The organism is Pseudomonas sp. GM50 (assembly GCF_000282375.1).
Classification (GTDB): Bacteria; Pseudomonadota; Gammaproteobacteria; order Pseudomonadales; family Pseudomonadaceae; genus Aquipseudomonas.
In genome coordinates this window covers 1-19,850 of the sequence record NZ_AKJK01000136.1, presented here as the reverse complement: position 1 = coordinate 19,850, position 19,850 = coordinate 1, and the positions used below count along the sequence as shown (strand labels likewise).

The 19,850-nt window shown below is 59.4% G+C and carries 17 protein-coding genes; 12 read left to right on the top strand and 5 right to left on the bottom strand.

Going from position 1 to position 19,850, the window contains the following annotated elements:
* Positions 1–127 precede the first annotated feature (127 nt).
* Positions 128–1,042, bottom strand: a complete 915-nt coding sequence (locus tag PMI30_RS02120; RefSeq protein ID WP_007898712.1) for a LysR family transcriptional regulator — start codon at positions 1,040–1,042, stop codon at positions 128–130.
* Between the two features lie 147 nt (positions 1,043–1,189).
* On the opposite strand from PMI30_RS02120, the gene PMI30_RS02125 reads away from it, so the two are divergent.
* The 4 genes from PMI30_RS02125 (at position 1,190) to PMI30_RS02140 (ending at position 4,928) form a co-directional block, all read left to right on the top strand.
* On the top strand, positions 1,190–2,473 hold the full coding sequence (locus tag PMI30_RS02125) for an MFS transporter (RefSeq protein WP_008014646.1): 1,284 nt from the start codon (positions 1,190–1,192) through the stop codon (positions 2,471–2,473).
* Positions 2,474–2,551: 78 nt separating this feature from the next.
* Positions 2,552–3,304 (top strand): 5-oxoprolinase subunit PxpA, encoded by a 753-nt coding sequence (locus tag PMI30_RS02130; RefSeq protein ID WP_008014644.1) that lies wholly within the window; start codon positions 2,552–2,554, stop codon positions 3,302–3,304.
* Complete coding sequence (gene pxpB, locus PMI30_RS02135; protein ID WP_008014642.1) at positions 3,301–4,005, top strand: 5-oxoprolinase subunit PxpB; 705 nt, start codon at positions 3,301–3,303, stop codon at positions 4,003–4,005. The genes PMI30_RS02130 and pxpB overlap by 4 nt, the downstream gene beginning before the upstream one ends.
* The gene (locus PMI30_RS02140) at positions 4,002–4,928 is read left to right on the top strand and encodes a biotin-dependent carboxyltransferase family protein (protein ID WP_008014640.1); all 927 of its coding nucleotides are present in this window, start codon (positions 4,002–4,004) and stop codon (positions 4,926–4,928) included. The genes pxpB and PMI30_RS02140 overlap by 4 nt, the downstream gene beginning before the upstream one ends.
* A gap of 120 nt (positions 4,929–5,048) precedes the next feature.
* On the opposite strand, the gene PMI30_RS02145 is transcribed toward PMI30_RS02140, so the two are convergent.
* Together PMI30_RS02145 and PMI30_RS02150 are read right to left on the bottom strand one after the other, a co-directional pair.
* Positions 5,049–6,227 (bottom strand): vWA domain-containing protein, encoded by a 1,179-nt coding sequence (locus PMI30_RS02145; RefSeq protein ID WP_008014638.1) that lies wholly within the window; start codon positions 6,225–6,227, stop codon positions 5,049–5,051.
* A 13-nt stretch (positions 6,228–6,240) separates the two neighbouring features.
* Positions 6,241–7,086 (bottom strand): AAA family ATPase, encoded by an 846-nt coding sequence (locus tag PMI30_RS02150; protein WP_007898718.1) that lies wholly within the window; start codon positions 7,084–7,086, stop codon positions 6,241–6,243.
* A gap of 182 nt (positions 7,087–7,268) precedes the next feature.
* On the opposite strand from PMI30_RS02150, the gene PMI30_RS02155 reads away from it, so the two are divergent.
* Both PMI30_RS02155 and PMI30_RS02160 read left to right on the top strand, forming a co-directional pair.
* Positions 7,269–7,520, top strand: a complete 252-nt coding sequence (locus PMI30_RS02155) for a DUF4160 domain-containing protein (RefSeq protein WP_008014636.1) — start codon at positions 7,269–7,271, stop codon at positions 7,518–7,520.
* The gene (locus PMI30_RS02160; protein WP_008014634.1) at positions 7,508–8,011 is read left to right on the top strand and encodes a DUF2442 domain-containing protein; all 504 of its coding nucleotides are present in this window, start codon (positions 7,508–7,510) and stop codon (positions 8,009–8,011) included. Before PMI30_RS02155 ends, PMI30_RS02160 begins: the two co-directional genes overlap by 13 nt.
* Here the strand turns inward: PMI30_RS02160 and PMI30_RS02165 are convergent.
* Positions 8,008–9,084, bottom strand: coding sequence for a DUF748 domain-containing protein (locus PMI30_RS02165; RefSeq protein WP_008014633.1), 1,077 nt, complete (start codon positions 9,082–9,084; stop codon positions 8,008–8,010). The two genes, PMI30_RS02160 and PMI30_RS02165, sit on opposite strands and share 4 nt — an antisense overlap.
* A gap of 126 nt (positions 9,085–9,210) precedes the next feature.
* On the opposite strand from PMI30_RS02165, the gene cysK reads away from it, so the two are divergent.
* The 4 genes from cysK (at position 9,211) to PMI30_RS02180 (ending at position 12,862) form a co-directional block, all read left to right on the top strand.
* Complete coding sequence (gene cysK, locus PMI30_RS02170; RefSeq protein WP_008014630.1) at positions 9,211–10,185, top strand: cysteine synthase A; 975 nt, start codon at positions 9,211–9,213, stop codon at positions 10,183–10,185.
* Between the two features lie 319 nt (positions 10,186–10,504).
* Complete coding sequence (locus PMI30_RS02175) at positions 10,505–11,443, top strand: aspartyl/asparaginyl beta-hydroxylase domain-containing protein (RefSeq protein WP_008014629.1); 939 nt, start codon at positions 10,505–10,507, stop codon at positions 11,441–11,443.
* 279 nt (positions 11,444–11,722) lie between these two features.
* Positions 11,723–11,887: a hypothetical protein gene (locus PMI30_RS31580; RefSeq protein WP_177318862.1), complete on the top strand. Its 165-nt coding sequence runs from the start codon at positions 11,723–11,725 to the stop codon at positions 11,885–11,887.
* 111 nt (positions 11,888–11,998) lie between these two features.
* Positions 11,999–12,862, top strand: coding sequence for a DMT family transporter (locus tag PMI30_RS02180; RefSeq protein WP_008014627.1), 864 nt, complete (start codon positions 11,999–12,001; stop codon positions 12,860–12,862).
* Between the two features lie 110 nt (positions 12,863–12,972).
* Here the strand turns inward: PMI30_RS02180 and PMI30_RS02185 are convergent, their stop codons facing one another.
* Complete coding sequence (locus tag PMI30_RS02185; RefSeq protein WP_008014625.1) at positions 12,973–13,881, bottom strand: DMT family transporter; 909 nt, start codon at positions 13,879–13,881, stop codon at positions 12,973–12,975.
* A 128-nt stretch (positions 13,882–14,009) separates the two neighbouring features.
* Here PMI30_RS02185 and aceK point away from each other — a divergent pair, with 128 nt between their 5' ends.
* Positions 14,010–15,731, top strand: coding sequence for a bifunctional isocitrate dehydrogenase kinase/phosphatase (gene aceK, locus PMI30_RS02190; RefSeq protein ID WP_008014623.1), 1,722 nt, complete (start codon positions 14,010–14,012; stop codon positions 15,729–15,731).
* A 185-nt stretch (positions 15,732–15,916) separates the two neighbouring features.
* Positions 15,917–19,828, top strand: coding sequence for an ATP-dependent RNA helicase HrpA (gene hrpA / locus PMI30_RS02195; protein ID WP_008014621.1), 3,912 nt, complete (start codon positions 15,917–15,919; stop codon positions 19,826–19,828).
* Positions 19,829–19,850: the final 22 nt, after the last annotated feature.

Below are 19,850 nucleotides of genomic sequence, written 5' to 3'. Positions count from 1 at the left end.
TTGCCCCCGTTCGGCTGCGCAGCCGCCGTAAAACCGGTAAACGCGATTTACATGACGCATCAAGGTAGCCGGTTTTGGGGCCGCTTCGCGACCCAGCGGGGGCAAGCCCCCTCGCCACGGTTAGCGGTCAATCAGCCAGGATGATGTAACCCTCACCCACCTTGCGCGCATACCCCTCCAGCACTTGCTGACACAGCGTCACAATCTCCTCGACCCATTCCACGCCAACCCGCCACGACACCACCACCTGCAAATTCGGCGGCCGCTGATCGATGGCCAGCAAGGTCAATTCCCCCCGCGCCAATTCCTCGGCCACCAGCACTGGCGGCAGCGCGCCGATGCCGAAGCCGTCGCGCAGCAAGCGGGTGATCGCCGACACTGAGTTCACACAGTTCAGCCGTGGCGCCATAACCCCGTTGGCCTGCATCAGGCTCAAGATGTCCTGATGGGGGCGGGAGTTTTTCGAATAGGTGATGATCCGTTCCCGCGCCAAGTCGGCAATCCCTGAATATTCGCGGTTGTAGATCGAGTTAGTCGCCACAATCCAGCCCATCGGATGGCTGGCCAGCTCAAGGCTGCGCACGCTTTCCTGACGCAACAGGTCGGTTTGCAGGATCAGATCGAGAAAGCCTTTTTGCAGCTGATCGCAGAGGTTGAGCGCGGTATCGGCCACCAGCTCGATTTCCACCAGCGGGTAGTGATCCATCATTTGCGCCACCAACGGGCTGAGCCAAGTGTGGATCACGGTGTCCATGACGCCAATCCGGACCCGCCCGACCTTACTCGAACGCGTCTCGATCGAGTGCTTGAGCGCCTGCATCGTGTCCATCATCTGCTCGGCGTATTCGAGCACTTTCAAGCCTTCGGGTGTCAGGCTCACACCGCGAGAATCGCGCAGAAACAGCTTCACCCCCAGCTCACTTTCGAGCACGGCAATGCGGCTGGAAATCGACGCCTGGGTGGTGAAGAGCTTGTCTGCCGTCAGGCGAAAACTCTTGAGTCGAGCGACCCAGACAAAGGTCTCGAGAAACTTCAGGTTCATGGGATCAACTTTTTCTTATGCCTTGGTCGGGTTTTTATTAGTTGGACGCAGCAGTGCCAAGCGTCCAAAAATCGACACATCCGGTTCCCACGATAGGCGTCGTCGGGGCTCAGAACAATACCAATAAAATTTGCACGGAGACTTGCCATGAGTGCGCCCGACACCCTCGTTCCCAAAGCCACGGCTCGCCCGGGACCCTTCGATTGGTACCACAACATCAACAAGCAGGAACGTCGTACGTTCTGGAGCTGCAAGATCGGCTATGGCCTGGACGGCATGGACACCCAGATGCTCAGCTTCGTGGTGCCGACCCTGATTGCCATGTGGGGCATTACCACTGGCGAAGCCGGGCTGATTCACACCAGCACCCTGATCGCCTCGGCCATCGGTGGTTGGGTGGCGGGGATTCTCTCTGACCGCATCGGTCGGGTGCGCACCCTGCAACTGACGGTGCTCTGGTTCGCCTTCTTCACCTTCCTCTGCGGCTTTGCCCAGAACTACGAACAACTGTTGATCAGCCGCACGTTGATGGGCTTCGGTTTCGGCGGTGAATGGACCGCCGGCGCGGTGCTGATGGGGGAAGTGATTCGCGCCAAGGACCGTGGCAAAGCGGTCGGTATGGTGCAATCCGGCTGGGCGTTGGGCTGGGGGCTGACGGCCATTCTGTATGCGCTGCTATTTTCCGTATTACCGCCGGAAGACGCCTGGCGGGCATTGTTCATCCTTGGCATCGTGCCTGCGGTTTTCGTGATCTTCGTCCGCCGCCTGGTCAAGGACCCGGAAATCTACCGCGAAGCCAAAGCGAAGCAAGAGCCAAGCAACCCGGCCAAGTTCTACGAGATCTTCGCCCCGGGCATCCTTTTCACCACGATCCGCGCTTCGATCCTGACCACCGGCGCCCTCGGCGGTTACTACGCGATCACTTCCTGGCTGCCGACCTTTCTGAAAAACGAACGGGGCTTGAGCGTACTCGGCACCGGTGGTTATCTGGCGATGGTGATCGTCGGGTCCTACGTCGGGTACGTGATCAGCGCGTATTTGACTGACATTCTTGGTCGTAAAAAGAACTTCATTCTGTTCGCGGTCGGCTCGTTCACCATTGTTCTGCTGTACACCCAATTGCCGGTCAGCAACGGTGTGATGCTCTGGCTGGGTTTCCCCTTGGGCTTCTTTGCTTCGGGGATCTTTAGCGGCATGGGCGCGTTTTTGACCGAACTGTTTCCGACGCGGATTCGCGGCTCGGGCCAGGGTTTTTGCTACAACATCGGTCGGGCATTGGCGGCGTTGTTCCCGCTGTTGATCGGCTTGCTCAGCCAGAAGGTGCCGTTGAGTGTGGGAATCGGGGCTTTCGCGGCGGTGTCCTACGGGGTAGTGATCCTGGCGGCCCTGAGCCTGCCGGAAACCCGTGGCAAGCAACTCGACGCTCAATAACCGAATGTCCGGTAACTGATAATCTGAGGGGCATATGTCCTTCAGTTAAGAAGATAAAAGCCTACAGGAGTGTTCACCGTGAACCGCCTGCTATTGAACTGCGACATCGGCGAGAGCTTCGGCCACTGGACCATGGGTCTGGACGCCGAGGTCATGCCCTTCATCGACTGCGCCAACATCGCCTGTGGTTTCCACGCCGGCGACCCGAGCATCATGCGCAAGACCGTCAGCCTGGCCCTGAGCCACGGCGTGCAGATCGGTGCTCATCCGGCCTATCAGGATCTGGTGGGGTTCGGTCGCCGATCCATGGCTTATACCGCCCAGGAACTGCAGGACCTGTTGCATTACCAGATCGGCGCCCTCGATGGCATCTGCCGGGCGCAGGGCGGGCGGGTGAGTTACGTCAAACCCCACGGCGCGATGTACAACGACATGATGGCCAACCCGGCGCAACTGCGCGCGGTGATTCAGGCTGTGGCGGCCTATGACCGGACGCTGCCATTGATGCTGATGGCGACCCGCGACAACAGTGCCGCGCAACAACTCGGCGATGAATATGGCGTGACGCTGTGGTTCGAAGCCTTCGCCGATCGCGCTTACGACAGCGCCGGCATGCTGGTCTCGCGGCAACTGCCGGGAGCCGTGCATCACGATCCCGAGAAAATCATTGAACAGGCGCTGATCATTGCCCGCGGTGGCATGCTCACGGCCAGCGATGGCAGCGCCTTGCACTTGCAGGCCAATACCTTGTGCGTACACGGCGACAACGCCAGTTCGGTGGCCGCCGTGCAGCGCATTCGCGAAGCCTTGAATCAGCAGAGCGCATCATGAACCCACGGGTAGAAGTGGTGGCGCTGGATTGCCTGATGGTGCGTCTGTTCGATGAAATCAGCGAGGCCAACATGCCGTGGATGCTCGCGGCCAGCGAGCGTCTGCGAGAAGCGTTCGCCCGTCATTTGATCGATCTGGTGCCGTCCTACACAACGTTGATGGTGCATTACGATCTGACGGCGCTGAATCCGGCCCAGGCGCGGGAGTTGATCGCTGAAGCCTTGATTGATCTGTCGCCCAACGCTCGGGCCAGCGGTAAATGCCATGTGTTGCCGGTCTGGTATGACCTGAGCGTCGGCCCGGAACTGAGCTTGCTGTCTCAACGCAGCGGATTAGCGGTGGAAGAGGTCATCCGTCGTCACAGCGAGCGCGAGTATCAGGTGTTCGCATTAGGCTTCGCACCGGGGTTTGCCTTTATGGGATTGGTGGAGGAAGTGTTGGCTGCACCGCGTATGAATACTCCGCGCAAAAAAGTGGCGGCCGGCAGTGTTGGTATCGCCGAACGCCAGACGGCGGCTTATCCGGTGGTGTCCCCCGGCGGCTGGAACCTGATCGGCCGTACCCCGGCCAAATTGTTCGACCGCGAGCGCGACGGCTACAGCCTGATGCAACCGGGCGACACCGTGCGCTTCGAAGCGGTCAGCCATGCCGAGTTCATCAATCTGGGCGGTGATGACACGCCGTTGGAGGCCCTGGCATGAGCCGACTGACGATTGAAGCAAGTACACCGCTGTGCCTGTTGCAGGACGCCGGGCGGTTTGGCGTGCGGCATCTGGGCGTGACCCAGGGCGGGGCGACGGATTGGCGATCGATGTCGTGGGCCAATTGGCTGCTGGGCAATGGGCTGGATGCAGCGGTGATCGAAATCACCCTCGGCGGGTTCAGCGTGATGGCCGAAGAGGATTGTGTGCTGGCACTGGGTGGCGCGGATCTGGGGGCGCAAATCGATGGCGAGGTGTTGGCGCCGTGGCGCAGTTTCAGGCTGAACAAAGGTCAGCATTTGCAATTCACTCAGCCGCTGCGTGGCGCTCGGGCTTATTTGGCGGCCCCGGGCGGATTTGATGCGCCAAAGGTGTTGGGCAGTAGCGCAACGGTGGTCCGTGAGGAGCTCGGTGGGCTGGATGGCATGGGGCGGGCGTTGGCCAAAGATGCGCAGTTGAGCTACTCGGGGAGCTCGCTGCTACTGCTGCGGGAGTTGGCGCCCGAACAAGTGCCGGATTTCAATCTCGATGCGCCGCTGGACCTGGTGCTCGGTGCACAGATCGGCGAGTTCAGTGGACAGAGTTCGTTTGACGCGTTCAACAGTGTCTGGACCCTCGACAGCCGTGCCGATCGCATGGGCATTCGCCTGCTTGGAACGGCGTTGCAGTATCAGGGCAAGCCGATGATTTCCGAAGGTATCCCGCTGGGCGCGGTCCAGGTGCCGCCGGACGGGCAGCCGATTGTGCTGCTCAATGATCGGCAGACCATAGGCGGTTATCCGCGACTGGGGGCATTGACGCCATTGGCATTGGCGCGATTGGCGCAGTGTTTGCCGGGGGCGAAGGTGCGGTTGAAGCCGGTGGTGCAGGACGTCGCTCATCGCGAACACGTCGAATATTTACGGCGCTTTTTGTACCGCTAAAAGCATCGCGAGCAGGCTCGCTCCCACATTGGATTTTGGTCGTACACAAATAATGTGTTCGCTGGAGATCAACTGTGGGAGCGAGCCTGCTCGCGATAGCGTCCGAACAGACAACGAAGATTATTTGGAAAGAAACCGCATCCCTTCCTCCAACCCCCGCAATGTCAGCGGGAACATCTGGTCGTCAATCAAATCCCGCACGATGTTGGTCGATGAGGTATAGCCCCAGGTGTCTTTCGGATATGGGTTGATCCAGATGAGCTTCTTGTACTTTTCCTTGAAGCGCTGCATCCACACGTAACCGGCTTCTTCGTTCCAGTGCTCGACGCTGCCACCGGCCTGGGTGATTTCATAGGGCGCCATGGCGGCGTCGCCGATGAAGATCACTTTGTAGTCGGCGCCGTACTTGTGCAGCAGGTCCTGGGTGGCGGTGCGCTCGGAACTCCGGCGCATGTTGTTCTTCCACACCGATTCATAAATGAAGTTGTGGAAGTAGAAGTACTCCAGGTGCTTGAACTCGGTCTTGCAGGCCGAGAACAGCTCTTCACAGATCTTCACGTGGGCATCCATCGAACCGCCGATGTCGAACAGCAGCAGCAACTTGACGGTGTTGCGGCGTTCCGGACGCATCTGGATGTTCAGCAACCCGGCATCGCGAGCGGTGTGGTCGATGGTGCCGTCGATGTCCAGTTCATCCGCCGCACCCTGACGGGCGAATTTACGCAGGCGCCGCAGGGCGACCTTGATGTTGCGGGTGCCCAGTTCGACCGAATCGTCGAGGTTCTTGTACTCGCGCTGATCCCAGACTTTGACCGCTTTGCCTTGACGTTTGCCGGCATCGCCGACCCGAATGCCTTCCGGGTTGAAGCCACCGGAACCGAACGGACTGGTGCCGCCGGTGCCGATCCACTTGTTGCCGCCGGCATGGCGTTCTTTCTGTTCTTCCAGGCGCTTCTTGAACTCTTCGATCAGCTTGTCCAGGCCGCCGAGGGACTGGATCGCGGCCCGCTCTTCATCGGTCAGGGAACGTTCGAATTCCTTGCGCAGCCAGTCTTCAGGGATCAACGCCTGGAGGTGATCGTCGAGCTTTTCCAGGCCATTGAAGTAGGCAGCGAACGCCCGGTCGAACTTGTCGAAATGCTTTTCGTCCTTCACCAGAATCGCCCGCGACAAGTAATAGAACTCGTCCATGTCGGCGAAGGTCACGCGCTGTTTCAGCGCGTTGATCAGGTCCAGCAGCTCACGCACCGAGACCGGTACCTTGGCGGCGCGCATTTCATTGAACAGGTTGAGCAGCATGGCGATCAGCCTCTTAGCGGGTGCCGCGACGGCTCATGAACGCCAGGCGCTCAAGCAATTGCACGTCTTGTTCATTCTTCACCAAGGCGCCTGCCAGTGGCGGAATGGCCTTGGTCGGATCGCGCTCACGCAGCACCGCTTCGCCGATGTTGTCGGCCATCAGCAGTTTCAACCAGTCCACCAGTTCGGAGGTCGATGGCTTCTTCTTCAGGCCCGGCACCTTGCGTACGTCGAAGAACACGTCCAGCGCTTCGCTGACCAGGTCTTTCTTGATGTTCGGGTAATGCACGTCGACGATCCGCTGCATCGTGACGCGATCCGGGAAGGCGATGTAATGGAAGAAGCAGCGGCGCAGGAAGGCGTCCGGCAGCTCTTTCTCGTTGTTGGAGGTAATGATGATGATCGGGCGCTTCTTGGCCTTGATGGTCTCGTCGATCTCGTAAACGTAGAACTCCATCTTGTCGAGTTCTTGCAGCAAGTCGTTGGGGAACTCGATGTCGGCCTTGTCGATTTCGTCGATCAACAGGATCACCCGCTCTTCGGACTCGAAAGCCTCCCAGAGCTTGCCCTTCTTCAGGTAGTTGCGAACGTCGTGAACCTTTTCCGTGCCCAGCTGCGAGTCTCGCAGGCGGCTGACCGCGTCGTACTCGTACAGGCCTTGATGCGCCTTGGTGGTGGATTTGATGTGCCAGGTAATCAACTTGGCGCCGAAGGACTCGGCCAGTTGCTCGGCGAGCATGGTCTTGCCGGTGCCTGGCTCGCCCTTGACCAGCAGTGGCCGTTCCAGAGTGATGGCGGCGTTGACCGCCAGCTTCAGGTCATCGGTGGCGACGTAGGCCTGGGTGCCTTCGAACTTCATCTGCTAATCCTCGAACGGTAACGCCGACCTGAACGAGGCAGGGCGGGGCGCAATAATTGTAGTACCCGACTATAACGCGGTGCCCGGTCGACTGTGAACGCAGACGGCTTATTCAGTCTCTGAATGGGGCGTCACATCTTGACTCAGTCTCGGCCGCTAGCCAGTATTGAGCTATCGCCATTTTGGCGATAGCTTGCGGGGCATGTCTACTAAAATACCGATTTCGCGATACGTACCGCATTCAGTTGCGCGAGAAGGATCATCCGCCTCCCCATGTCCACCTGACCGGTGGCGGCCTGGACGTGATGCTCAGCCTGCAAACCCTCGAAGTGATGATGGGCAAGGCACCGCCGCTGATTATCAAGGAAGCGCTGGAGTGGGTCAGGGCCCATCAAGTGCAATTGCTGGAGGATTGGAAACGATGTTACCCATGAAACGACCACGGCTGTCGGCCGTGCAAGTGCTGCCGGATTACAGGCTGGCGCTGACTTTCATCGATGGGCAGCAACTGAGCCTCGATTTAAGTCGCGACCTGCGTTCGTACCCGGGGCTGCAGCCATTGCTGGAGGGCTGTGCTTTTGAAGGCGCAGCCTTGGGTGACGATGGCTGGAGCGTGGAGTGGCCCGAACTGGATATCCAGATTGGCGCAGACACGCTCTATCTGGATGCTCTTGCGCAAAATGCGGCAGATGAAAATACCCGTATTTTCATCGATTGGCGTGCTCGCACCGGGTTGCCGCTGAATCAGGCGGCCGAGGCGCTGGGCGTCAGCGCCCGCAGTATCAGTCGCTACAGCAGTGGTCGTGAAGCTGTGCCGCGGTCGTTGGCCCTGGCTTGCCTGGGCTGGGACTTCTTGCAGCAGCAATCAAACCCGGCGCGGGCAGCGGAAGAAACCGGTCGTTACACCGTCACACGCAAGTCTTAGCCGGCATCCGGTTTCGGCCGTTCGTACTGGGCATTGAACGCCTCGATGAAACCATTACGCAAAATCTGCAAAAAAGCCTCGAATGCGCTGATATCTCGTTGATGCACGCTGCCTCTGAGCTGGACGCGAGTGGCGAACTGGTTTTTCGGCTGGTTCTTCAACACATTCTCGGTACCCCCGACGAGTGCTTCCCAGATGGAGCGAAAAATCCCTTTGTCTTTGTTTTCCACGTCCTGCTGCCAATTGAACACATCGACGTCGTGCAATAGCGGCTTGATGTAGCCGGTGAGTTGGCCCTTTTTAGCTTCGGCTTCGATGACCACGTCTCCATGGCCGGCATTGAAGTCGAACTTGCCGTAGGCCGAGGCGAAGTCGTTCATGCGTTTGAGTTCAAGGTCCTTGGCGCGCAGGCGAAATTCGAAGTCCTGGAAGTCGCTCAGCGGATCGAAGGTCGCCGTGGTTTCCAGTGGTGCATGCCCCAGTAATAGAGCCTTGCCGTCAAATCGGGCATCGCGTTTGCCTTTGGTGTCGACCACGTTGGTCAGGTTGTAAATGCTGGCATTGACCTGAGTCGCATTCATGTTCACAGGCGGTTTTGAATTGAAGTTTCGGAAGGTGACCCGCCCGTCGTTGATCCGCACTTCGTTCAGGGTAATCGGCAGCAATTTTTCCAATTGTGCCCGCCAGTCGGTGCCCTCACCGGTCTGGGAGTTTTTCTTGTTGGCACCGCCGTCGACGAAGTTCACCTCGGGTTTGTCGAACTGCGCTTCGGCCACCACGGCGTGGTCATACCAGAGCGAGTGCCAGCTGACGGAGAGGTCAATCAATGGCGCGTTGACGAAAGGCACGGGGACCTTGCCATTGACCTTGACGATTTTCAGTCCATTAATTTTGTAGGCACCGCGCCACAGGGCCAGGTCTACATCGGTAATCTGCCCGCGGTAATCACCCATGTTCGCTAATCTTTCGTTGAGGTAATCGCGCACCACGTAGGGCAGGGCAATGTGCAGGGCAACCAGCAGCAGAACGAGGCCGGCGAGGGTCCACAGGGGCCAACTGTATCGACGCTTCATGGCGGCAAATCTCTGGCGGTATAAAGCGATTGACTGCTGGGCTAAGCGGACGTTCGACTGACTGGACGACCAAGGGCAACAGGCATACCTTTGAGGGCTAATTCAACGCTGTACAAGGACCCAGCCATGAGCCGTATTTTCGCTGACAACGCCCATTCCATAGGCAATACGCCGCTGGTGCAGATCAACCGCATCGCCCCGCGCGGTGTCACCATCCTGGCCAAGATCGAAGGGCGCAACCCTGGTTATTCGGTCAAGTGCCGGATTGGTGCGAACATGATCTGGGACGCCGAAAGCACCGGTAAACTCAAGCCCGGCATGACCATCATCGAACCGACCTCGGGCAATACCGGTATCGGCCTGGCATTTGTTGCCGCTGCCCGTGGTTATCGGTTGATGCTGACCATGCCGGCGTCCATGAGCATCGAACGACGCAAGGTGCTCAAGGCCCTGGGTGCCGAACTGGTGCTGACGGAACCGGCCAAAGGCATGAAAGGCGCGATCGAGAAGGCCGCCGAAATCCTCGCCAGTGATCCATCGACCTACTTCATGCCGGGGCAGTTCGAAAACCCGGCCAACCCGGCCATCCACGAAAAAACCACCGGGCCGGAAATCTGGAACGACACCGACGGCGCAGTCGACGTACTGGTGGCTGGCGTCGGAACGGGTGGAACCATCACCGGGGTTTCGCGGTATATCAAGAATACCCAAGGCAAACCGATCATCTCGGTGGCCGTGGAGCCGGTGGTGTCTCCAGTGATCACCCAGGCGATGGCGGGTGAAGAGATCAAGCCGAGCCCTCACAAAATCCAGGGCATCGGCGCTGGTTTTGTGCCGAAGAACCTGGACCTGTCGATGGTCGACCGGGTCGAACTGGTCAGCGACGATGAGTCCAAGGCGATGGCCCTGCGCCTGATGCAGGAAGAAGGGATTTTGAGCGGTATCTCGTGCGGCGCTGCCATGGCGGTGGCTGTACGGCTGGCCGAAACCCCGGAAATGCAGGGCAAGACCATCGTGGTGATCCTGCCCGACTCTGGCGAGCGCTACCTGTCGAGCATGCTGTTCAGTGATCTGTTTACCGAGCAGGAAAATCAGCAATAACGTTTACGACTGCTTCGCAGCCAACGAGTAGGAGCGAGGCTTGCCCGCGAAGAACAATGACGCGTAATACCTGAAAAACCGCGGTGCATTCTTCGCGGGCAAGTCGGATCGCCGCACCGCTCGCTCCTACAGGTTCTGCGGTTGATTCAGGTCAGCCCCCGTTCAGGAACCTTGTGTTAATAAGTGTTTATTGCGTAATCCTTAACACTGAATGTTGAGTTATGCGGGTTTTTCCCGAGGCCGGTAGTGTTTATCATGGCCGACTGCCACGTCGGGTAAATGGCGTTGTGCAAAGTTACCTACTATCAAGGAGTTGTAGATGAGCTTTTCCTTTGTCGCGAAGGCTTCGGTGTTGTTGCTGTTCCTCGGCAGCACGCTCTATGTGCACTTGCGTGGCAAGGCGCGTTTGCCGGTCCTGCGCCAGTTCGTCAACCATTCGGCTCTGTTTGCACCCTATAACGCCTTGATGTACCTGTTCTCCGGCGTGCCATCCAAACCCTACCTGGACCGCAGCAAATTCCCGGAACTGGACGTGCTCAGGGACAACTGGGAAGTTATCCGCGACGAAGCCATGCACTTGTTCGACGAGGGCTACATTCGCGCCGCCGAAAAGAACAACGACGCCGGTTTCGGTTCGTTCTTCAAGAAGGGCTGGAAGCGTTTCTACCTCAAGTGGTATGACAAACCCCTGCCATCGGCCGAAGCCTTGTGCCCGAAAACAGTGGCGTTGGTCAGCAGTATTCCCAACGTCAAAGGCGCCATGTTTGCGCTGCTGCCCGGTGGCAGTCACCTCAACCCGCATCGCGATCCGTTCGCCGGTTCCTTGCGTTATCACTTGGGGCTGTCGACACCAAACTCCGATAATTGCCGCATCTTCGTCGATGGTCAGGTCTATGCCTGGCGTGACGGGGAAGACGTGATGTTCGATGAAACCTACGTGCACTGGGTCAAGAACGAAACCGAGCAAACCCGGGTCATCCTGTTTTGCGACATCGAGCGACCGATGAGCAACCGCCTCATGACCCATATCAACCGCTGGATCAGCGGCTTGCTGGGGCGCGCCACGGCACCCCAGAACCTTGACGATGAACGCGTTGGCGGGATCAATCAGGCCTATGCCTGGAGTAAGAACTTCAGCGACAAGTTCAGCGGTGTGGTCAAACAGTGGAAGCGTCGTAATCCCAAGGCTTACCGCGTACTGCGGCCGGTACTGGCGGTGGTGGTGTTGACGTTGTTGGGGTATTGGCTGTTTGGGTGAGACCGATTACTGAGCGACCTGTGGCGAGGGGGCTTGCCCCCGTTGGGTCGCGAAGCGACCCCAAAAACAGCGATCCATCTCTTTCAGAACCAATGCAATGCCTGGTTCACGACTGCTTCGCAGCCGAACGGGGGCGAGCCCCCTCGCCACAGGGATCGTGTCAGGCTCCTGTTTCTCGGCTCTGACGTTAACTCATTGCAATCCATGTCACACGCTGGTTATAGTCGGCGCTCGGTGGTTTCCTGAACCACCCCTTCACCCATCAAAAAAGATCAGCCCATGCCAGCTTCCCCCATCAATGCGGTAGTCGATTCAGCGGTCAACGCTGGCATCGTGCCGTGCGGGAATCAGCAGCCTGCGCAGATCAGTCATTACCCCCCACCTGTCAGTAGCACGCCGGTGTGCGCAGTCGTATCACCGCCAGGCGTTGGCTTCTCGGGCTGATCAGCTTTTTTCTGCTGTTCCCATGCCCGTCTGAAAAAGCGCCCGCCTGAAAAAACTACTGAATTTCAGCTTCGGCTGAGTTGGCTTTTTGCCTGACTACAGGTGGTATTCATGTTTGTCCTTTCGAAAAAATCCGCGCTCGCGGCGGCGTCCACGAGCCTGTTCGTTTTGCTGTGGAGCAGCGGGGCGATCTTCTCCAAATGGGGCCTGGCCCATGCATCACCCTTTGCCTTTCTGCTGATTCGCTTCGCCATCGCCCTGTGCGGGTTGGTGCTGCTGGTGCCGTTGCTCAAGCTGAAACTGCCCAAGGGTGGCAAGCCGATGTTGTATGCGATGGCCACGGGTGTGGTGTTGCTGGGCGCTTATCAGATTTTCTATCTGCTGGCCCTGGACCTGAAGGTCACGCCGGGGATGATGGCCACCATCATGGGTGTTCAACCGATTCTCACCGTAGTGATCATGGAGCGGCATCGATCAATAAGCCGGCTGTTCGGTCTGGCGCTGGGCTTGGCCGGGTTGATCATGGTGGTCTATCAGGGCATCGGCTTGGCCGGCATGTCGTTGGCCGGGATGCTCTTCGGTCTGTTGGCGCTGGCGAGCATGACGTTTGGTTCGATCATGCAGAAACGCATCACCGACAATCCTCTCGGCACACTGCCGGTGCAGTATCTGGCCGGGTTGTTGCTCTGCGGGATCTTCGTGCCATTCCAGACGTTTCACATCGAACACAGCATGGGGTTCATCGTGCCGGTGTTGTGGATGGGGCTGGTGGTATCGGTGCTGGCGACGCTGCTGCTGTATCGACTGATCGCCCGGGGCAATCTGGTGAATGTCACCAGCCTGTTCTACCTGGTGCCGGCGGTGACGGCGGTGATGGATTATCTGATCTTTGGCAACCGACTGGCGGCGTTGAGCCTGCTGGGAATGGGCCTGATCATCGTCGGCCTGGCATTCGTGTTCCGTAAGAGCGCTTGAAACCGAAAGGCCGCTCCAGGCACAGCTCCTGCAATGGATCTTCGTCGTAACGCCGATCCATTGTAGGAGCGAGGCTTGCCCGCGAAGGCGTCATCCGCAATCCCACATCACTACCTGGCAACCACCCCAGGCGCCTTCACCACCGCCGGCTTCAACACCAGCCACAACGCCACCGCAATCAACACTCCGCCATAAAGGTGCGCCATCGACAGCGGCTCATCCAGCAACAGCGCCCCCCACAATACGCCGAATGGCGGGATCATGAAGGTCACGGTCATCGATTTCACCGGGCCGATCGAGCTGAGCAAACGGAAGTAAATAATGTAGGCAAAGGCCGTGCAGACCAAACCCAACCCCAGCAACGACAGCCAGACATTCCAGCCACCCCAGCTCGCCGGTGGCTGGCTGATCACGCTGTAGCCAAACAGCGGCAGTAACAACAACGTCGCGCCCAGCATGCTGCCGAGGGCCGAAAGGCGACTGTCGAGGCCACCGGCATGGTCGAGCCAGCGCCGTGCGAGAAACCCGGCAAAGCCATAGCAGGTGGTGGCCATCAGGCACGCGAGTGCGCCCATCAGCAGTTCCATGTTGAACGCCACCGGACCGGCGCGGGTGAGGATGCCGACGCCGAACAGTCCGAGAAACACCCCGCCGAGCTTGGCTGCAGTGAGCTTTTCATGGAAGAACAATCCGCCGATCAGCACACCCATCAGCGGCGTGGTGGCATTGAAAATCGCCGAGTAACCGGCCGGCAGCACCTGGGCGGCCACGGAATAGAGGGTCGCTGGAATCCCGGAGTTGATCAGCCCGAGCAGCATCACGGTTTTGAGTTTGCCTTTGAAATCCCAGCTGATGCGCATCAGCCCGAGGATTACCAGCAACCCGACGGCGGCAATCGACACGCGAAAAAAAGCAGTGGGGATTGTGCCAATCACTGGGGCAATAACGCGCATGAACAGAAAACTCGCACCCCAAATGGCGGCAAGCGACAACATACGCAGGATATCGACGGGGTTCACAGCACTTTCCTTCCTTGATTGGCGCGCAAGTGTCGCGTCAGTCGGGGCACAAGGCAATGGTTGCGTTGCGTCACACAGGGCCACTAAGCTCAGGCTCCAACGATAAGAACAGCCGCCGAGGTCTCACCATGCCGCAGCAATGGCCAGCCGCCGACATCGCCCGAATGATCCTCGACGGCTTTGACGATTACCGCGAGCATTTCCGCCGGATCACCGACGGCGCCCGGGCCCGTTTCGAGCAAGCCCAGTGGCAGGAGACGCAAGTCGCGTCGGCGGCGCGGATCAACCTCTACGAAGAAAAGGTCGGCGAAACGGTAGGGCGCTTGCATGCTTCGTTCGCGACCGATGTGCTGATGGACGTCAGCAACTGGCCGCTGGTCAAAAGCGCTTACATCAGCCTGATCGATCTGCGTTTCGACGATGAACTGTCCGAGACCTGGTACAACTCGATCTTCTGCGGGCTGTTCAGCCACGACCTGATCAGCGACGGCTGCATGTTCATCCATACCACACGGCCGAGCCTGCGCCGGGCCCGGGCCGCGCAAACCCGCACCTACAAACCGCAGGGGCAGTTATCCGGCATGCTCACGAGCATCTTTGCCGATTACCGCTTCAGCGAGGAGTACGCCGATTTACCCGGCGACCTGCGTCGCCTCGAAGCGCAGTTGCGCGAGAACCTGCCGGACTGGGTCTGCAAGGATCCGGAGCTGAGTGTCGAACTGTTTTCCTCGGTGCTTTACCGCAACAAGGGTGCCTATCTGGTGGGGCGCATTTATACCCCGGACGAGCAATGGCCGCTGGTGATTCCGCTGCTGCACCGCGAAGGCCGGGGCATCCAGATCGATGCGCTGATCACCGACGAGGCGGAGGTGTCGATCATCTTCTCCTTCACCCGTTCGTACTTCATGGTCGATGTGCCGGTGCCGGCGGAATTCATCGGTTTTCTCAAACGCATCCTGCCGGGCAAGCACATTGCCGAACTGTACACCTCGATCGGCTTCTACAAGCATGGCAAGTCCGAGTTTTACCGGGCGCTGATCAATCACCTGGCCAACACCGACGATCAGTTCATCATGGCCCCCGGCGTGCGCGGCATGGTCATGAGCGTGTTTACCCTGCCGGGCTTCAACACCGTCTTCAAGATCATCAAGGACCGCTTCTCACCGTCAAAAAACGTCGATCGCGCCACGGTGATCGAAAAGTATCGCCTGGTGAAAAGCGTCGATCGGGTCGGGCGGATGGCCGACACCCAGGAGTTCGCCGACTTCCGTTTCCCGTTGAGCAAGTTCGAGCCGGCATGCCTGGAAGAATTGCTTGAAGTGGCCGCGTCCACGGTATCGCTGGAAGGTGACACGGTGCTGATTCGCCACTGCTGGACCGAACGCCGGATGACACCGTTGAACCTCTATCTGGAACACGCCAACGAGGCGCAGGTTCGCGAGGCGCTGGAGGATTACGGTCTGGCGATCAAGCAACTGGCGGCGGCGAACATTTTCCCCGGCGATATGTTGCTGAAGAATTTTGGCGTCACCCGTCACGGTCGTGTGGTGTTTTATGACTACGACGAGATTTGCTTCCTGACCGAAGCCAACTTCCGCCACATCCCGCAACCGCGTACACCGGAAGACGAAATGGCTTCCGAGCCTTGGTATTCGATCGGGCCGCTGGACGTATTTCCTGAAGAGTTTCCACCGTTTCTGTTTGCCGATTCGGCGCAGCGCAAGTTGTTCGATCAGTTGCACGGTGAGTTGTACAACGCCGATTACTGGAAGAGTTTGCAGGAAGCGATTCGGGCGGGGAAGGTGATTGATGTGTTCCCTTATCGGCGCAAGGGCCTCGATAACGAGTAGTTCTCTGCAATTGCTGCGCAATCGATCGCGAGCAGGCTCGCTCCCACATTTGATCGTGGTGCCCCCGTTTTTGTGGTCGCTATAGATCCAATGTGGGAGCGAGCCTGCTCGCGATCGGCCGCGCAGCGGTCGTAAAATCTGCGACAATCCGCCCCCTGCGCCACTAGACGACTTTTGCGTACCTGATGACTGACGAATCGCCTTCAATCGACAAACTGCTGAAAAACCTCGATCACGCCATGCTCGCCGACCGCCACCGGCTGCGGCGGCAGTTGCTTGAGCTGCGCAAGAAACCTGACGAGGCCAAACTGGCCCAGTGGGTGACGCGCACGCAGGCGTCCTGCGATCAGGTGTTGGCGCGGCGCGCCAGCCTGCCGGTGATTCGTTACGACGACAGTCTGCCAATCGCCGCCAAGCGCGACGAAATCAAAGAGGCACTGCTCAAGCATCAGGTGCTGATCATTGCCGGCGAAACCGGGTCGGGTAAAACCACCCAGTTGCCGAAAATCTGCCTGGAAATCGGTCGTGGCCAGCACGGCCTGATCGGCCACACCCAGCCCCGTCGAATCGCCGCGCGCAGTGTGGCGAGCCGGGTCGCTGAAGAATTGGCGACGCCGTTGGGCGCGTTGGTCGGCTATCAGGTGCGGTTCGAGGATCAGAGCGATGCCAACACCCTGATCAAACTGATGACCGACGGCATCCTGCTGGCGGAAACCCAGAACGACCGTTACCTCGAACGCTACGACACGATCATCGTCGACGAAGCCCACGAACGCAGCCTGAACATCGACTTCCTGCTCGGTTACCTGAAAACCCTGTTGCCGCGTCGTCCGGACCTGAAAGTCATCATCACCTCGGCCACCATCGACCTGGAGCGTTTCTCCAAGCACTTCGATGATGCGCCGATCGTCGAGGTCTCCGGTCGTACCTTCCCGGTAGAAACCTGGTACCGCCCGCTGACCCTGGAGCAGGACGAGGAGGGCAACCGCGTCGAGGATGACCTGACCGTGGATCAGGCGATTCTCGCCACCCTCGACGAGATTGCCGCGTTCGAACGCAGCGAGCGCAAGAGCCCCGGCGACGTGCTGGTGTTCCTGCCCGGCGAGCGCGAGATTCGTGATGCCGCCGACATGCTGCGCAAGGCCCAGCTCAAACACACCGAGATTCTGCCGTTGTACGCGCGGCTGTCGCCGGCCGAGCAGCAGCGGATTTTCCAGTCCCACCCTGGACGTCGCGTGGTACTGGCGACCAACGTCGCCGAAACCTCGCTGACGGTGCCGGGCATCCGTTACGTGATCGACAGCGGCACCGCACGCATCAGCCGTTACAGCTACCGCGCCAAGGTTCAGCGCCTGCCCATCGAAGCGATTTCCCAGGCCAGCGCCAACCAGCGTAAAGGCCGTTGCGGGCGGGTCGAGCCGGGCATTTGCATCCGCCTCTACAGCGAAGAAGACTTCATCGGTCGCCCGGAATTTACCGACCCGGAAATTCTGCGTACCAACCTCGCGGCGGTGATTTTGCAGATGCTCCATCTGCGCCTCGGCGAGATCACCGATTTCCCGTTTATCGAGCCGCCGGATGGCAAGGCCATCAGCGATGGTTTCAACCTGCTGCAAGAACTTTCGGCGGTGGATCGCAACAGTCAGCTGACGCCGCTTGGTCGCCAACTGGCGCGGCTGCCTGTGGACCCGCGCATGGGTCGCATGCTGCTGGAAGCAGCGAAACTTGGCAGCTTGCAGGAAGTGCTGATCGTCGCCAGCGCCATGTCGATTCAGGACCCGCGCGAACGTCCGCCGGAGCGTCAGCAAGCGGCCGATCAGGCTCACGCGCAATGGAAGGACGTGGATTCGGACTTCGCCGGGCTGGTCAATCTGTGGCGTGGTTTTGAAGAACAACGCCAGGCCTTGACCGCCAGCCCGCTGCGTAACTGGTGCCGCAAGAATTTTCTGAATTACCTGCGCCTGCGCGAGTGGCGCGACTCCCATCGGCAGTTGAGTCTGATCTGTCGCGACATGCAGCTGAGCCTCAACAAAGAACCGGCGGATTACCCGAAACTGCACAAAGCCGTGCTGTCCGGATTGCTCAGCCAGATCGGCCAGAAAACCGAAGACGGCGATTACCTCGGTGCCCGTCAGCGGCGCTTCTGGATTCACCCGTCGTCGGGCCTGGGCAAGAAGCGTCCGCAATGGCTGATGACCGCCGAACTGGTGGAAACCACCAAGCTTTACGCGCGGATGGTCGCCAAGATCGACGCCGACTGGATCGAGCCGCTGGCCGGGCACCTGATCAAGAAAAACCACTTCGAACCCCATTGGGAGAAGAAGCGCGGTCAGGTCGTGGCCTTCGAGCAAATCACCCTGTTCGGGCTGATCGTGGTGGGTCGCCGACCGGTGCATTACGGGCCGATCGACCCGGTGGTGTCTCGTGAGTTTTTTATTCGCGAAGGTCTGGTGCGCGGCGAGATTCAATCCAAGGCCAAGTGTTTGTCTGCCAATGCACAGTTGTTGGAACAGCTCGACGAACTGGAAGCCAAGGCGCGCCGCCGCGACATCCTCGCCGACGAAGAAACCTTGTTCGCCTTCTACGATGCGCGACTGCCAGCAGAGATTCACCAGACCGCGACCTTCGACAGTTGGTACCGGGTCAACAGTCAGAAAGACCCACAGCTGCTGATCATGCGCGAAGAAGACGTGCTGGCCCGCGAAGCCAGCGAAGTCACCGCCGCGCATTACCCGGACACCCTGCACATCGGTGATCTGGAACTGGCGCTGAGTTATCACTTCGAGCCCAACCATCCTCGCGACGGCGTGACCTTGCGCGTGCCGGCGCCGCTGTTGCCGATGCTGCCGCCGGAGCGTCTGGAATGGCTGGTGCCGGGCGTGATCGAGGCCAAATGCATTGCGTTGGTGCGCAACCTGCCTAAAGCGTTGCGCAAGAATTTCGTGCCGGTGCCGGACTTCGTCAAAGCCGCCTTGCAGCGCATCACGTTTGCCGAGGGCTCGTTGCCTCTGGCGCTGGGCCGCGAGTTATTGCGCATGACCGGTGCGCGGGTCAGCGATGAGGCGTGGGCCGAAGCCTCGCAGCAGGTCGAAAGTCATTTGCGGATGAACCTGGAAATCGTCGACGGTCAGGGCAAGTTCCTCGGCGAAGGCCGTGACTTGGCCGAGCTGACCGCACGCTTTGCCGAGGCGAGCCAGGCTGCGTTGGCGGTGCCGCAAACGGCGAAGAGCCAACAACCGGTGGAGCCGAAAGTCTTCGCCGCCGTGGCCGAAAAAACCCAGCAGAAAATCGCCGGGCTATCGATGACGGTGTATCCGGCATTGGTGGAAGAGGCCGGGACGGTCAAGGAAGGTCGATTCTCGACCCCGGCCGAAGCCGAGTTCCAGCATCGCCGGGCCTTGCAGCGCTTGCTGATGCAGCAATTGGCGGAACCGGCGAAGTTCCTGCGCGGCAAGTTGCCGGGGTTGACCGAGTTGGGCCTGATGTACCGCGACATGGGGCGAGTCGACAGCCTGGTGGAAGACATTCTGCTGGCCAGTCTCGACAGCTGCATTCTCGACGGCGAAGACCCATTGCCGCGCGACGGCGCCGGGCTGGCGTCGCTGGCCGAGCGCAAACGCGGCGGCTGGACCGAGCACGCCGAACGGTTGGCCAAGCTGACGCTGGAGATTCTCAAGCATTGGCACGGCCTGCAAAAACGCTTCAAGGGCAAGATCGACCTGGCGCAAGCCGTGGCCTTGAACGACATCAAGCAGCAGCTCAGCCATCTGGTGTATCCGGGCTTCGTGCGTGAAACGCCGATGCTGTGGCTCAAGGAGTTGCCGCGTTATCTGAAAGCGGTCGAGCAGCGCTTCGAGAAAATCGGTGCGCAGGTACAGCGGGATCGGGTCTGGAGCGGCGAATTGTCCGGTCTCTGGGCCCAATACCAGACCCGCGCCAACAAACACGCCCAGGAAGGCAAGCGCGATCCGCAGCTGGAACTCTATCGCTGGTGGCTGGAGGAATACCGGGTCTCGCTGTTCGCGCAGCAATTGGGGACCAAGGTACCGATCTCCGACAAGCGCCTGAACAAGCAATGGAGCCAGGTCGAGCCGTAACCCCTGTGGGAGCGAGCCTTTG